This window comes from Catellatospora aurea (assembly GCF_042663325.1).
In the GTDB taxonomy this organism is placed as follows: domain Bacteria; phylum Actinomycetota; class Actinomycetes; order Mycobacteriales; family Micromonosporaceae; genus Catellatospora; species Catellatospora aurea.
In genome coordinates, this window is the sequence record NZ_JBHTAC010000003.1 from 211,411 (window position 1) to 224,996 (window position 13,586).

Annotated in this window: 10 protein-coding genes; 4 read left to right on the forward strand and 6 right to left on the reverse strand. The window is 71.4% G+C overall.

The window, feature by feature from the left end; translation table 11 throughout:
• The first annotated feature begins 4 nt into the window (after window positions 1-4).
• A complete protein-coding gene (locus tag ACFQO7_RS04560; RefSeq protein WP_376805194.1) occupies window positions 5-547 on the forward strand; it encodes an SMI1/KNR4 family protein in 543 nt (180 codons plus the stop codon).
• 9 nt (window positions 548-556) lie between these two features.
• Here ACFQO7_RS04560 and ACFQO7_RS04565 read toward each other — a convergent pair whose 3' ends face one another.
• Both ACFQO7_RS04565 and ACFQO7_RS04570 read right to left on the reverse strand, forming a co-directional pair.
• Complete coding sequence (locus ACFQO7_RS04565) at window positions 557-1,660, reverse strand: hypothetical protein (RefSeq protein ID WP_376805195.1); 1,104 nt, start codon at window positions 1,658-1,660, stop codon at window positions 557-559.
• Window positions 1,661-1,672: 12 nt separating this feature from the next.
• Entirely contained in the window at window positions 1,673-4,519 is a 2,847-nt protein-coding gene (locus tag ACFQO7_RS04570) for a hypothetical protein (RefSeq protein ID WP_376805196.1), read from the reverse strand.
• Between the two features lie 194 nt (window positions 4,520-4,713).
• On the opposite strand from ACFQO7_RS04570, the gene ACFQO7_RS04575 reads away from it, so the two are divergent.
• Entirely contained in the window at window positions 4,714-6,651 is a 1,938-nt protein-coding gene (locus tag ACFQO7_RS04575; RefSeq protein ID WP_376805197.1) for a hypothetical protein, read from the forward strand.
• Between the two features lie 96 nt (window positions 6,652-6,747).
• Here ACFQO7_RS04575 and ACFQO7_RS04580 read toward each other — a convergent pair whose 3' ends face one another.
• Window positions 6,748-8,169 (reverse strand): aldehyde dehydrogenase family protein, encoded by a 1,422-nt coding sequence (locus tag ACFQO7_RS04580; protein ID WP_376805198.1) that lies wholly within the window; start codon window positions 8,167-8,169, stop codon window positions 6,748-6,750.
• A 166-nt stretch (window positions 8,170-8,335) separates the two neighbouring features.
• Between ACFQO7_RS04580 and ACFQO7_RS04585 the strand changes: the two genes are divergently transcribed.
• Together ACFQO7_RS04585 and ACFQO7_RS04590 are read left to right on the forward strand one after the other, a co-directional pair.
• Window positions 8,336-9,169, forward strand: coding sequence for a helix-turn-helix transcriptional regulator (locus tag ACFQO7_RS04585; protein ID WP_376805199.1), 834 nt, complete (start codon window positions 8,336-8,338; stop codon window positions 9,167-9,169).
• Between the two features lie 288 nt (window positions 9,170-9,457).
• Complete coding sequence (locus ACFQO7_RS04590; RefSeq protein ID WP_376805200.1) at window positions 9,458-10,372, forward strand: helix-turn-helix transcriptional regulator; 915 nt, start codon at window positions 9,458-9,460, stop codon at window positions 10,370-10,372.
• Window positions 10,373-10,442: 70 nt separating this feature from the next.
• On the opposite strand, the gene ACFQO7_RS04595 is transcribed toward ACFQO7_RS04590, so the two are convergent.
• Genes ACFQO7_RS04595 through ACFQO7_RS04605 form a run of 3 tightly spaced genes read right to left on the reverse strand, consistent with a single transcriptional unit; the run spans window position 10,443 to window position 13,571 of the window.
• A complete protein-coding gene (locus tag ACFQO7_RS04595) occupies window positions 10,443-11,318 on the reverse strand; it encodes an alpha/beta fold hydrolase (protein WP_376805201.1) in 876 nt (291 codons plus the stop codon).
• A gap of 2 nt (window positions 11,319-11,320) precedes the next feature.
• On the reverse strand, window positions 11,321-12,541 hold the full coding sequence (locus tag ACFQO7_RS04600) for an acyl-CoA dehydrogenase family protein (protein ID WP_376805202.1): 1,221 nt from the start codon (window positions 12,539-12,541) through the stop codon (window positions 11,321-11,323).
• Between the two features lie 4 nt (window positions 12,542-12,545).
• Complete coding sequence (locus ACFQO7_RS04605) at window positions 12,546-13,571, reverse strand: phosphotransferase family protein (protein WP_376805203.1); 1,026 nt, start codon at window positions 13,569-13,571, stop codon at window positions 12,546-12,548.
• Window positions 13,572-13,586 lie beyond the last annotated feature (15 nt).

The following is a 13,586-nucleotide window of genomic DNA, read 5'->3' on the forward strand; positions in this document are numbered from 1 at the left end:
CCTCATGCCGTTCTCCTCCACGCTCGCGGCGATCGACGGCTGGCTGGCCGAGCACGCGCCGCTGACCCTGCGCGACCTGCCGCCGCCGGCCACCCGCGATCAGCTCGCGGCGGTGCGCGCGCACCTGGGCGTGGACCTGCTCAAAGAGGTGGAGGAACTGCTGAGCTGGCACAACGGCGCGGGCGCGGCCACCCCGGCGTTCTGTCTCGCGCCGGGGTTCGTGTTCCTCGGCGCCGCCGACATGATCGCGGTGTCGCGGCGGCGCCTCACGGCCGACGCCGACCGGCACTGGCACACCTGGCACCGGCAGTGGCTGCCGGTCGCGTCCGGCAGGCGCGGTTCGTGCCTGGCCGTGGACCACAGCGACCGCGACACCCACGGCCATGTGACGATCATGTCCGCGGAGGAGTCCCGCGACGCCCCGAAGACCTGGCCGGACCTCGGCGCGCTGCTGTCGCGCTCGTACGAGGCGATGCGCTACGGCAGCCCGTTCCTGAAGTCCCGCCGCTCGGTACACAACGGCCGCCTCGACTGGGAAGAGGCCTGACGGCCCCGGTCAAGGCACGGGCACGGCGAGCCGGCCGCCGAGCACGGTGTACCACTGGTTGGCGGTCTGCATGGTGCTTCGCAGCGCGTCGGCCACGAGCCTGAGCACTTGCGGCGCGATCCGGACGATGCCCGGGCCTTCCGGGGCCACCGTGCAGGCCTGGCTCGCCACCTGCAGGAAGGCCATGCCCGCAACGGCTTCGATGGCGAAGATGCCCAGCACGGCGAGCATGCCGACGCCGGACGCGATGGCGAGGGCCTCCATCTGCTGCCGGTCCAGCAGGCGGTTGTTCAGGTACTGCGGGGTGAGCCACGGTGTGAGCGTCTGCCCGTACGGCACCGCCTGGCGCCGACGTTCGTCGCGCTCCTGTTCGGCCAGCTTGTCCAGCACCGGCTTGGGGATCCGGCTCTCCTCCAGCGGGAGAGAGTGGATCTCGTAAAGCAGCAGGCCCGGCGGGTTGCCCTCGATGAAGGTCGGCTGGAAGCAGATCCACTCGACGCACCGTTTGCCGTCCTCGCGCGGCCGCAGCGGCAGCACCACGATACGTTTCCAGTACTCGACCGGCCGCCACGGCGACGGCCCGATGGAGAATTCGAGCTTCTGCGCCGAGAGCGTCTGGCGGATCAGGAAGTCGCGGGCGGTGAGGACCTCGCGCAGCTTGCCGAGTTTGTAGAGCACGTCCTCGCGGTGCGTCTTCTGCGCCTGTGTCAGCGTGGTGACCTCCAGGATCTCCACGTCGACCCGGTAGCGGTTGGCATGCGGGGTGACGGACACGCCGAGGATGTCGGGGCGCAGCAGCCCTCGGGCCTTGTGGTCGCGGCGGAAGTCCTGAGCCAGCTCCCCGAACATGACGTCCACCGCGTCGACGCCGGTGAGCAGGCTGGCGTAGGCGGCCTCGGCGAGCACGAACCCGAACGTCGGGTGGGTACGCAGGAAGTCGGCGTAGTAGTGGGCGAACATGGCGTTCTGTGCCCACTGCCACTCCATGATCCGGCGGCCTTCGGGGCCGACCGGGCCAGGCTGCGGCTTGGGCTCAGTGCCGTACACGACCCCCGCCGGGCGGGTGTCCTTGCCGATGCCGGGGCAGATCAGCACCGGCGTGAGACCAGTCATCGTCGCCGCCCGTCACTCGAACACGGGCAGCTCGGGGCCGGGCTGCAGCCAGACCAGGGTGGTGGGCACGGTGTAGTCCCACGGGTCGCCCTCGGGCGTCGCACCGGCGAGGTCGTCGGTCTGGCCTTTGATCTCGTCGACGATGGAGGTGTACATCAGGTCGTCGTAGGGCACCGGCTCACCGCCGCGCCACACGCGTTTGGCGAGATCCGGCTCCGGCCAGTTGAGCATGAACAGGACCGCGTCGGCGTACGCCATCGGCACCGGCACCAGCACCCGGGCCGCGCCCGCGGTGAGGAACTGGGCGAACACCGGATCGGTGTCGGACTGGTGCAGCACCTCCACCCAGCGCCGCTTGTCGCCCCAGAAGTACGGGTAGTACAGGTAGGTCATCTGCTCCCACTCGAAGGCCTGCTCCAGGAACTGGATGATCGGGCCGTTGCGCAGCGCCTCGTCGATGCGGACCTCGGGGTGCTGCGCGGGTTTGTCGGGCGGGTCGGTGACCGCGTGGTAGCGGCCGAAGTGCTCGCCGGTGAGCAGGGTCAGGCAGAGCTTCTTCAGCTCCGTCTGCTGGACCTGCTTGTTGAGCGCGGGGTTCTGCCCGCTGATCACGATCCCGGCGGCGGCCTCGGCCTGGGCGACCTTCTGGTCGTACGCCGCCTGCAGCACCTGGTACGCGTCGTAGATCACCGCGTAGGTGGCGAGCCGCCACTTGTCGAGCGTGGTGGTGAGCCGCCGGCAGTAGCCGTTGAAGTTCGCGGCGTAGCCGAGCACGTCGTAGCCGGTCACGCTGACCGGGACACTGCCGACGAACGAGGTGACCTGGTCGGGCAGCCCGAGCACGTCGCCGTACAGGTAGGCCTGCTCGGTGGCGTTGTTGGCGTTGCTGTTGTGCAACTCGTACCGGTCGCGGCCGACGTGCACGACGAAACCGGGGTTGTTCTTGCCGACGAAGGACACGGCGAGGCTGTAGTACCGCAGCTCGTAGCCCTCGGGGATGACGAACTTCTCGTCGGCGACCCCGATCGCCTTGGCGATCTCGACGCTGTCCTTGGCCAGTGCCAGGTGCGCGTACGTGTACTCCGGCGGCGGCGGGGACACCTTCGCCCCCCAGGTGGCCGCGATGGTCGCGTAGTTGTCCTCGGTGATGTCGCGTGGGGTCAGCGGCACGCCGTACAGGTTGACGAACGGCTCCGGCGGCGCGGCGTGCCGCGGGGCGATCGCCGCGGCGGTACGGGCGGCGCGGTAGAACGCGGCCGGCTCGGGCACCACGAACTCGAACATCAGCCGCCGGCCGTAGTTGTACACCTGGGCCCGGTAGCGCTTGTCGACCCACCGGTACACCCCGCTGATGTGCTCGGCGCCGCCGACGTTGTCCAGCCGGTGGTCGTTGATCTCCTCGACCTCGTCGACGGTCTTGACGGTCCGCTCCGTGCGCACCTTCGTCTGCACCTTGCTCACCGACCGGTCGACGATCTCGCGGGCGTAGTTGGCGCTGCTGCGCGTCGACTCCTGCTTGGCCGTCGAGTACGCGAACTCCCCGGTGGCGGTCGTGACGACCGGGCCGAACGTGCCGGTCACCGACAGCCCCGCCTTGACGCTCATGTCCTCCTTGACGGTCTGCTCGGCCTCCCGCTTCACCTCGAACCGCTCCGTGGACTGGGTGTCGCGTTCGGTGTCGCGGGTCTCCTCCTCGGCGGTGAAGAACGTGTTCTCGGTCCGGTGCAGGGTCCGGAAGCGCCTCTCCTTGGCCTCGCCCCGCAGCACCGACTCGATGTGCGCGACCTCGCCGGCCTCGTAGCGCAGCAGCCGCTGCTTGACCACCTTCAGGTCGCCGATGCCGAGCGGATGGATCCGGCCGAGCACGTTCTCGTCCATGGCGGTGCCCGGGTCGGGCTTGCCGGCGGGCAGCCTGCGGCGGATGTCGTCCACGCCGTCGTGGGCGGCCAGTGCGGTGGTGAACCGGGAGTCCGTGCGCAGCTCCCACGCGCGGGTGTCCAAGCCGGACATGTGTTCGCGCAGCGCGAGCACCGCCTCCGGCACCGACGCCTGCGCGGTCAAGCCGAGCCGGTCGCGCAGCGCCACCTCGGCGTCGTCGGTGAGGTCGGCCAGCGGGCGGGGCATCGTGTCCAGCGCCACCGCGACCCGCTGCCCGGCCGGGCCCTGCTCGAACCGGGCGGCCGCCGGCCGGGCCCGCTGCACCCGGTCCAGCAGGCGCTGGGCGGCGGCCCGATCGTGGATCAGCCGGGTGATCGCCTCGGAGCGGATAGGCGACTCGTCGACGTCGGCGCGAGCGCTGGCGGTCGTCCGGTGCTCGGCCACGGCGTCCCGCAGCACCGCCGGCACCAGCGGGGTCGCCTCCAGCAACGCCACGGCCCGCGCCGGTGTGGGCTGCGGCTCGTCCGCCAGCGACGCGACGAAATGCAGCACCCGCAGCGCCTGCACCGGCGCGTCCAGGCGCGGCCCCGCCCCGGAGCCCGTCATGTAGGCGGTGTGCACCGCGTCCCAGACCTCGCGGAGCAGCCGCTCGTCGCGATCCAGCGCGGGCTGCGGCACCCCCGCCGCGCGGGCCGCCGCCAGGCCGTCACCAGGGTCGCCGCTCGCCGCCCGGTACGCGTCGAGCAGCCGTGGCCGGGCCGCCGCCACCTCGTCCACGGCGGACAGGTCGAGCTGCCGCCAGGCCTGCACCGCCTCGGGCTCGACGGCGAGCCGCTGGGCCAGTTCCGTCAGCCGGCTGCGGCCCTCCCCCGACAGCGACCGAGGGTCGCGGATGAACCGATCGGGCGGTGTCCCGCCCAGCGGCCGCTCCGGCGCCCGCAGGGCGAGGAACTTGAAGACCTGTGTCTCATCGAGTGCCACCGTCACACCGCCTCACGACGACCGGACATCCCTCTGCCCGATGGAGTGCGGCCGAGCGTAGGTCCGGCGGAGTCCGCCGAGCTCGGCTGAGCCGGATTCCCGACCGGGGACACGAACGGGGGATCGGTTCACCGACGGCCGCGCTGTTCGGTTCCAGACAGTGGGGGTAGTCGATGTCCGCTACCGTGCGCGGCGTGACGGTCCTGATGATGTTCGCCGCCTGCTACGGCGTATGGCAGCTGACGATGCTCGCCTCCGCGACCCGTACGGTGCGGATGCCGCTGCTGATCCTCGGCGTCGTCGCCGGGCTCTACGGCGCCGGCATGCTCGCCCTCGGCCTGCAGCTGCTCTACACCCGCGGCATGGCCGCGCTCAGCGGAGACCCGCTGCCGGAGATAGTCCGCACCGCCAGCTACACCGTCGACCCGCTCATCGAGGAGCTGGCCAAGGTCGCCCCGTTCGCGCTGCTCGCCCTGCTGCACCGCAAAGTACGCGCGCAATGGGGCCTGACCGACTTCCTGCTGCTCGGTGCGGCCGGCGGGGCGGGGTTCGGGCTCGTCGAGCAGTTGCTGCGCCACGCCGACGAGGCGGCGGCGATCACCGGCGGCGGGCCGTTCGAAGGCTGGTCCCGGATGCAGGGGTTCAGCTTCGTCCAGATCTGGGGCCTGCCCGACCTGGTCAGCTCCTGGCTGCCGACTCCGGTGTCGTACATCGACGCGTTCTCCACGGACGCGCCCAGCCCCGAGGTCAGCCTGCACCTGGTTTGGAGTGCCCTGGCCGGGCTCGGCCTCGGCCTGCTGATCCGCGGCAGCGCCCTGCAGCGCCTGGCCGGTGCCGCGCTGCTGCTGTTCCCGTGGCTCGACCACGCCGCGTACAACCACGAGGTCGCCGACCCCGACGGCGCGGGCGTCATCAACGCGCTCGCCACCCCGCTGGCGTTCCTGCGCCACGCGCTGTGGCTGTACCCGCTGCTCGCGCTGGCCGCCGCGACGTTCCTGGACCGGCGCACCCTGCTCGCGGGCAAACGCGCCTGGCCCGACACGCTGACCGCGTCCGAGCAGGCGGGCCGCCCCGCGATCGCCGCCCTGGGCGGCCACGCCTTCGCGGGCCTGCCCTGGACCCCCTACCTCACCTGGACGTACGCGCTGACCCGCCGCGCCGCCCTGTTCGGCCACGACCGGGCCACCCCCGACGACCCGATGCGCCAAGCCGTGGCCCAGGCGACCGCCGCCCTCGACGCCACCGACGCGCAGGCGTGGCGGGGGACCGGCCTGCGCCGCCGAGAGGGCACCACCCCGCCGCGCGGCATCAAACCCTGGCTGCCGCTGCTGGTATGGGCGGCCCTGCTCGTGCCCGCCGTGCTGTACTTCCTGCCCGGCAGCCTGCCCACCTTCTCCGGCGTGCAGGGCCTGCTGGCCGAGCCGTGGGTGTTCCCGCTCGTGCTGGTCTTCTCCGCGGCCGGACTCGGCTGGCTCGGCTGGCAGCTGTACGCCACCGCCCGGCGGCTGCGCCCGCTGCTGGCCGCCCCCGCCGCCGACGCCGCCGTACGCGCCGAACTGAGGCTGCTCACCGGCTTCGGCAGCATCGCCGCCGGGATCGGCAGCCTCGTGCTCGGCCTCGCGGCGGGCGGGCCCGACCAGCCGATCCTCACCTCGCACATTCTCGACGCGATCAGCCAGACCCTGTTCCTGGCCTCGCTGCTGCTGGCGATGATGGCCATGATCTGGTTCCCGCCGTTCGGCCTCGCGGCGCTGGCCGGTGGCGGTTTCCAGCTCGTGCTCACCGCCGCAGCGGCCGACTTCCTGGCCACCCTCGCCGGAGCCGGGGCGCTGGCGATCCTCGCCGCGATGATGAGCGGCAACGGCAGCGGCGGCCGTGGCGACGACTACTGGGAGGAGAAGTACGGCCAGGACGACCCGCCGCCGCGCCAGGAGCGCATCAGCGACGCCAACAAGGCCGAGCTGGAGGACTCCGGGTGGCTCAAGAGCAAGCTGAAGGACCCGCAGATGCGGCGCGACTTCATGAAGTGGCTGGAACAGGGCCACAAGCAGGGCGAGGCACACGAGCACCTGCGGCCGGGCTCCCCGGAGGCCGAAGCCAAACTCGCCGAATTCCTCGCCGAGATGCTCTAGGCGACACCTACGGCCGGTCCCGGACCGCGTGCTGCGGTTTCGGGGAACTGTCCCTTCGCGCTCGGCGATGGGTGCAGTTTCCCCGAAACTGCAGGATCAGCTCTGGACGGACTTGGTCTCCAGGAATTCCTCCAGTCCGAAGTGGCCGAACTCGCGGCCGTTGCCGGACTGGCGGTAGCCGCCGAACGGGGCGAGCGCGTTCCACGGTGCGCCGTTGATGTCGACCTGACCGGCGCGCAGCCTGCGGGCCACGGCCAGGGCGTGCTCGGGTTCCCCGAAGACCCCGCTGGTCAGGCCGTACATCGTGCTGTTGGCGATGGCCACCGCGTGGTCGTCGTCGGTGTACGGGATGATCGTGAGCACCGGGCCGAAGATCTCCTCCTGAGCGATGGCGGAGTCCGGGTCGACGTTGGCGAAGATCGTCGGCCGGACGTACGCGCCGTCGAGCCCGTCGGGCCGCCCCGGGCCGCCGAACAGCAGCGTCGCGCCGTCGGCGATGCCGCGCTCGATGTACCCGTCGACCTTGCGCCGGTGCTCCTCGGAGACCATCGGCCCGAGCCGGGTGGCCTCGTCGGTCGGATCGCCCACGGTGTACTGCGCCGCCGCCGCGATCGCCAGCTCGACGATCTCGTCGTGGCGGGCCGCGGGGACCAGCATCCGCGGCCACGCGCCGCAGACCTGGCCGCTGTTGGTGAACACCATCATCAGGCCCTTCTCGACGGCCTTGGCCAGGTCGGCGTCGTCGAGGATGACGTTCGCGCCCTTGCCGCCGAGTTCGAGCGCGACCCGTTTGACGGTCTGCGCGGCGACGGCCGAGATCCTCCGCCCGGCCCGGGTCGAGCCGGTGAACGAGATCATGTCGATGTCGGGGTGCGCGGAGATCGCCTCGCCGACGACCTCGCCGGTGCCGTACACGACGTTGAACACGCCCGCCGGCAGGCCCGCCTCGGCGGTGACCTCGGCGAGGATCCGTGCGGTCAACGGCGCGACCTCCGACGGTTTGAAGACCATCGTGTCCCCGGCGACCAGGGCGGGAGCGAGCTTCGAGACGATCTGCTGGAGCGGGAAGTTCCACGGTGTGATCGCGCCGACGACGCCGATCGGCTCACGCACGATCAGGGAGTTGCCGACCTGCTCGGTCCACGCGAAGTCCGCGGCGAGCGCCGCGAAGGAGTTCGCCACGGCGACCGGGAACCCGATCTGGGCGGTACGGGACAGGGCGATCGGCGAGCCCATCTCGGCGGTGATCGTGACGGCGATCTCCTCGGCGCGGGCCTGCAGGCCTTCGCCGATGCGCCGTACGGCGGCGGCCCGCTCGGCCGGGTCGGTGGCGGCCCAGCCGGGGAAGGCGGCGCGGGCTGCGGCGACGGCCTGGTCCACGAGCGCGGAGGTGCCGGCGGGCGCTTCGGCGACGATCTCGCCGGTGGCCGGGTTCGTCACGGGGATGGTCTCGCCGGAGCCGGCGACGGTGCGGCCGTCGATCCAGTGGCCGATCGGGGTGTGTGCTGGGTTGTTCATGGGTTCGACTGTGCTGCCGTCGCGAGGCCGTAACCAGGCACAACCTGTCCGTGGCTGAGCACCGCGGCCCCGTACAGGATCGGGTTGCCCCGGTGTGATCGTCGTCGCGATGGAAACAGGGCTGACCTGGGCGTTGTTTGCAAGATCAGAGGAACGGAGCCGCGTCATGCAACGGGAACGACTCGCTGAATTCCTCCGGACGAGGCGCGAGGCGCTGCAGCCGGAGGACGTGGGGCTGCCTCGGGGACGGCGGCGGCGCACCGGCGGGCTGCGCCGCGAGGAGGTGGCGGCGCTCAGCGGCATGTCGGCCGACTACTACAGCCGGATCGAGCAGCAGCGTGGGCCGCATCCGTCGGAGCAGATGCTCGCCGCGATCGCCCGTGGCCTGCGGCTGTCGCTGGAGGAGCGGGACCACCTGTTCCGCCTCGGCGGTCACCCGGTGCCGCAGCGGGTGCAGCGGACCGACCACATCAACCCGGGCATGATGCGCATCTTCGACGGGCTCGGTGACGCGGCCGCGCAGGTGGTGAGCGACCACGGTGAGACGCTCCGGCAGACCCGGCTCGCCGTGGCGCTGCTGGGCGACGAGACCGGCTACACCGGGCTTGCGCGCAGCCTGCACTACCGGTGGTTCACCGACCCGGTGGTGCGCGACCTCTACGACCCGGACGACCATCCGGTGCACAGCCGCCAGCTCACCGCGGACCTGCATCGGGTCTACACCCGCGACGGCGCGCGCTCGCGTGCGGGCACCGTCGCGGACGTCCTGCTGCGCAGCAGTGCGGAGTTCGCCGAACTCTGGCGCGAGCATCCCGTCCCGGGCCCGTACTGCGCTGCGAAGCGGATCCGGCACCCGCAGGTCGGCCTGATCGAGTTGCACTGCCAGACCCTGATCGATCCCGACCAGTCTCAGAAGCTGCTGGTCTACACCGCCGAGCCGGGCAGTGAGAGCTACGAGAAGCTGCAGTTCCTGTCGGTCACCGGCGGACTGCCCGCCTGAACCGCTCGGGAGCCGCGGTTGCCCGCCGCGCCGGGCCTGTTCGACGCACGCGGGCCCCGATGGTCTTGCCTTCCCCTCGCCGTCGCGATTGGATCTCCATGCCGCGCTGATGGCCGCGTGGCACTGGCGTGAACGGGGGAAGGAATCTTGCCGCAGGCAGCTGTCGTGCCCTCCTTGATGAGGTGGGGGGTCGCACCGCACGCGGATCTCATCTACCGCTTGCTGGTCGCGTTCGGGCCTCGGACCGTGAACTACATAAGCCAGTCCCTGGATCTGAGGGCGCCACAGGTGCGGGTCGCACTGGACGAACTGGCCGCGCTCGGGGCCGCGTCGCCGGACGGTCCGGCCGGCGGTGACGACCGCACCTGGACCGGCCATGACCCCGCCCAGGTCGTCGCCGTGCTGCGGGATCGGCATCAGCGCAGCATGCTGGCCCAGCACCGCCTGCAGTTGCGGCTGACGCGGATCGCCCACCCGCCGGCGGTCGGTGACCTGAGCCGGCTGCCACGTGACGAGGTGCACCGGCTGGACGGGATGGTCCGCACCCGGGCGCGGCTGTCCACGGTGCTGCAGTCGGCGCACCACGAGACCCTGACCATGAATCCCGAGCCGGCGTTCAACACCGCCGAGCTCAAGGAGAGCTCCCAGCAGATGCGCAAGGTGTCAGCCCGGGGTGGTGTCACTCGGCTGATCCTCGGCATCCCGGCCTCGGCCGGGGACGATTCGGCCTGGTACTCGGCGGAGTCGCGGGCCCGCGGCGCACGGTATCGCGAGTTGCCGACCATGCCGATGAAACTGTTCGTCTTCGACCGCCGGAGCGCCTTCATCGTGGTCGATCCGGCCGACCGCAGCAAGGGCTACTGGGAGATCACGGCGGCTCAGGCGGTGAGCGATCTGATCGCCATGTTCTACCAGCACTGGGAGATGTCCAAGCCGCCCCGGATGTGGATGCCGCCGAAAGGCCTCTCGCCGCGGGAGAGCGCCATCGTGGTGCTGCTGGCCGACGGCCATACCGACGCGGCCATCACCACGAGACTCGACCTGAGCATGCGGACGATCGCCTACACCGTGGCCGGCCTGATGGAGCGGTATCAGGTGACCAACCGCTTCCAGCTCGGGCTGCGGCTGGGCGCCGAAGCGGCACAGCAGGCCGCCGCCTCCGCCGCCCCGCCCCCCGACACCCCCCACCAGCCAACCCGCTGAGCGACCAGCGTACGGGTGTGGAAGGGCACCTTCCACAACGGATAGCGATGTGAAGGTGCCCTTCCTCTGGCTACTTCAGGGTGTGGAGCCAGGGGAGGAGGTGGTCGGTGAGTTCTTGGGGGTGTTCGAGTTGGGGGACGTGGCCGGAGTCGAGTTCGACGTAGGTCCAGTGGGGCAGGCGGGCGGCGACGGCGCGGGCAGAGCCGATGGGGACGTGCCGGTCGTGCACGCCGTGGGCGAGCAGGACCGGCATGGGCAGGGACGCCATGGCACGCCAGTAGCCGTCGGGGCGGGCCAGCAGGCGCAGCAGGGAGCGGCTCGCGCCCAGGTAGGCCAGGTCGCGGCGCGGGTTGGCGGCGGTCATCTCCTCGTCGAGCGCGACCGCGTCGACGATGATCTGCTCGGGCACCCGGGACGCGTCGGCGCAGGTCATGGCCAGGGTCTCTTCGATGCGTCGCCGGGCGGGCACGGTGGCCAGGCGGCGGCGCATGGCCCAGCCGGCGACGCCCGGGATGAGATTGACCAGGAACAGCCGCCGGATCTCCGGATCGATCTTGACGTTCGGGGCGAGCGGCACGCTCGGGTCGACCAGGGCCAGGCCGCGTACCGCGTCCGGGGTGGCCGCCGCGGTCAGCGTGGAGATCATGCCGCCCATCGAGTTGCCGACCAGCACTGCGGGCTCGCCGACGACCTCGGTGACGTAACGCCGCAGCAGTTCGGCGTTGGCGGTGACCGTGGTCGGCCCGGCCGCCGCGCCCGTGCGGCCGAACCCCGCCAGATCAAGAGCACTCACCCGGGCGTACGGCGTCAGCAGCGGTGCGAGCCGCGTCCAGTTCAGGTGCGAGCCGCCCAACCCGTGCACCAGCACGACGGGCGGCGCGTCGGCCGGCCCGCCGAAGTCGATGTGGTGCACGGGCCCGCCGAGGTCGGCGTACGCACTTTTCAAGGTCAGCTCCGCTCCGCGCTGTACTTGCGCAGTTCCCGCTTGGCCAGTGAGGCCTTGTGCACCTCGTCGGGGCCGTCGGCCAGGCGCAGCGTACGCGCGGCGGCCCACATGTGCGCGAGCGGGAAGTCCTGGCTGACACCGCCGCCGCCGTGCACCTGGATCGCCTTGTCGATCACCCAGCCGGCCATCTCCGGCACGACGATCTTGATCGCCTGGATCTCGGTGTGCGCGCCCTTGTTACCGACGGTGTCCATCAGCCAGGCGGTCTTCAGCACCAGCAGGCGGGCCTGTTCGATGCGGACCCGGGCCTCGGCGATCCACTCGCCGACGACGCCCTGCGCCGACAGCGGCTTGCCGAACGCGACCCGCTCGGTGGCCCGCCGGCACATCAGCTCCAGGGCCCGCTCGGCCATGCCGATCAGCCGCATGCAGTGGTGGATGCGCCCCGGGCCGAGCCGCGCCTGCGCGATCGCGAAGCCTTCGCCCTCGCCCGCGATCAGGTTCGCGGCGGGCACGCGGACGTCGGTGAAGGTGATCTCGGCGTGGCCGCCGTGCCAGCCGTCGTCGTAGCCGAACACGTGCATGCCGCGCTTGATCTCGATGCCGGGGGTGTCCCGGGGCACCAGGATCTGGCTCTGCTGGCGGTGCCGGTCGGCCGTCGGGTCGGTCTTGCCCATCACGATGAAGATCTCGCAGCGCGGGTTCATCGCGCCCGACGACCACCACTTGCGCCCGTTGACGACGTAGGAGTCGCCGTCGCGCTCGATGCGGGTGGTGATGTTGGTGGCGTCGGACGAGGCCACCTCGGGCTCGGTCATGCAGAACGCCGAACGGATCTCCCCGGCGAGCAGCGGCTTGAGCCAGCGGTCCTGCTGCTCGGCGGTGCCGAACATGGTCAGCACCTCCATGTTGCCGGTGTCCGGGGCGTTGCAGTTGATCGACTCCGGGGCCAGGTGCGGGCTGCGACCGGTGATCTCCGCCAGCGGCGCGTACTGCAGGTTGCTCAGCCCCGCACCCAGCGGGTGGTGCGGGAGGAACAGGTTCCACAGGCCGCGCTTGCGGGCCTCGGTCTTCAGCTCCTCCATGACCGGCGGCGTGGTCCACGGCGCGATCTCGCCGAGCTGGTGCTCGGCGACGGCCTCGGCCGGGTACACGTGCTGCTCCATGAAGTCGAGCAGCTCCGCGCGCAGCTGCTCGGTGCGCTCGTCGTACGAGAATTCCATGGTCTTACGCCTCCTGCAGCGTGCGGTGACCGAGCTTGATCAGATGCGGGACCATCGCGCCGACCCGGTCGAAGCCTTCGCCGACCGTCTGCCCGGCGAGGTACCGGTAGTGGATTCCTTCGAGGATGCCGACGAGCTTGTAGTGCGCGAACGCGACGTACCAGGGCAGTTCCGACAGGTCCGCGCCGCGCCGGGCGGCGTAGCGGGCCGCCATCTGCGCCGACGTCGGAAAGACCCCCGCCGGGGGAGCCTCGCCGAACAGGCCGTCCATCACCGGTTCGGTCCACATGCGCCAGTAGCACAGGAACAGGCCCAGGTCGGCCAGCGGGTCGCCGATGGTGGCCATCTCCCAGTCGAGCACCGCGACGATCTGGTCGCCGGGTCCGACGATGCAGTTGTCGAGCCGGTAGTCGCCGTGCAGGATCGACACCTGCGCGGCCTGCGCGGGCATGCGCGCCACCAGATCGTCGTGCAGCTCGGCCAGGCCGGGCAGCTCGCGGTTGTGCGAGTGCTGCAACTGGGTGCTCCAGCGGCGCAGCTGCCGGGCCAGGTATCCCTCCGGCTTGCCGAAGTCGCCGAGGCCGACCGCCGCCGGGTCGACCGCGTGCAGGTCGGCGAGCACGTCCATCAGCGCCAGCGACAGCGAGGCGACGCGCTCGGCCCCCAGCGTCGCGGTCTGCCCCGCGGTACGCCACACCGTCCCGTCCACGTGCTCCATCACGTAGAACGGCGCCCCGATCACCTCGGGGTCCTCGCACAGCGCGACGGTGCCCGGCACCGGCACCCGGGTCCCGCCCAGCGCCGAGATCACCCGGTACTCCCGGGACATGTCGTGGGCGGTGGACAGCACGTGCCCGAGCGGCGGGCGGCGGACCACCCAGCGCTGCGCGTCGTCGGCGACCCGGTAGGTCAGATTGGACTTACCGCCCGGGATCAGCTCGCCGGTCAGGTCCCCCCTGACCAGTCCCGGCCGCGCACGGTCCAGGAAGGACCGCAGTGCGGACAGGTCGAGACCTTTGGGATCCGTCACGCCGTCACCTCGCTG

Excerpts from the sequence above, each read along its gene's own strand:
- ACFQO7_RS04560 (WP_376805194.1), top strand. The coding sequence starts at position 5 with ATGCCGTTCTCCTCCACGCTCGCGGCGATCGACGGCTGGCTGGCCGAG.
- ACFQO7_RS04580 (WP_376805198.1), bottom strand. The coding sequence starts at position 8,169 with ATGAACAACCCAGCACACACCCCGATCGGCCACTGGATCGACGGCCGC.
- ACFQO7_RS04565 (WP_376805195.1), bottom strand. The coding sequence starts at position 1,660 with ATGACTGGTCTCACGCCGGTGCTGATCTGCCCCGGCATCGGCAAGGAC.
- ACFQO7_RS04585 (WP_376805199.1), top strand. The coding sequence starts at position 8,336 with ATGCAACGGGAACGACTCGCTGAATTCCTCCGGACGAGGCGCGAGGCG.
- ACFQO7_RS04600 (WP_376805202.1), bottom strand. The coding sequence starts at position 12,541 with ATGGAATTCTCGTACGACGAGCGCACCGAGCAGCTGCGCGCGGAGCTG.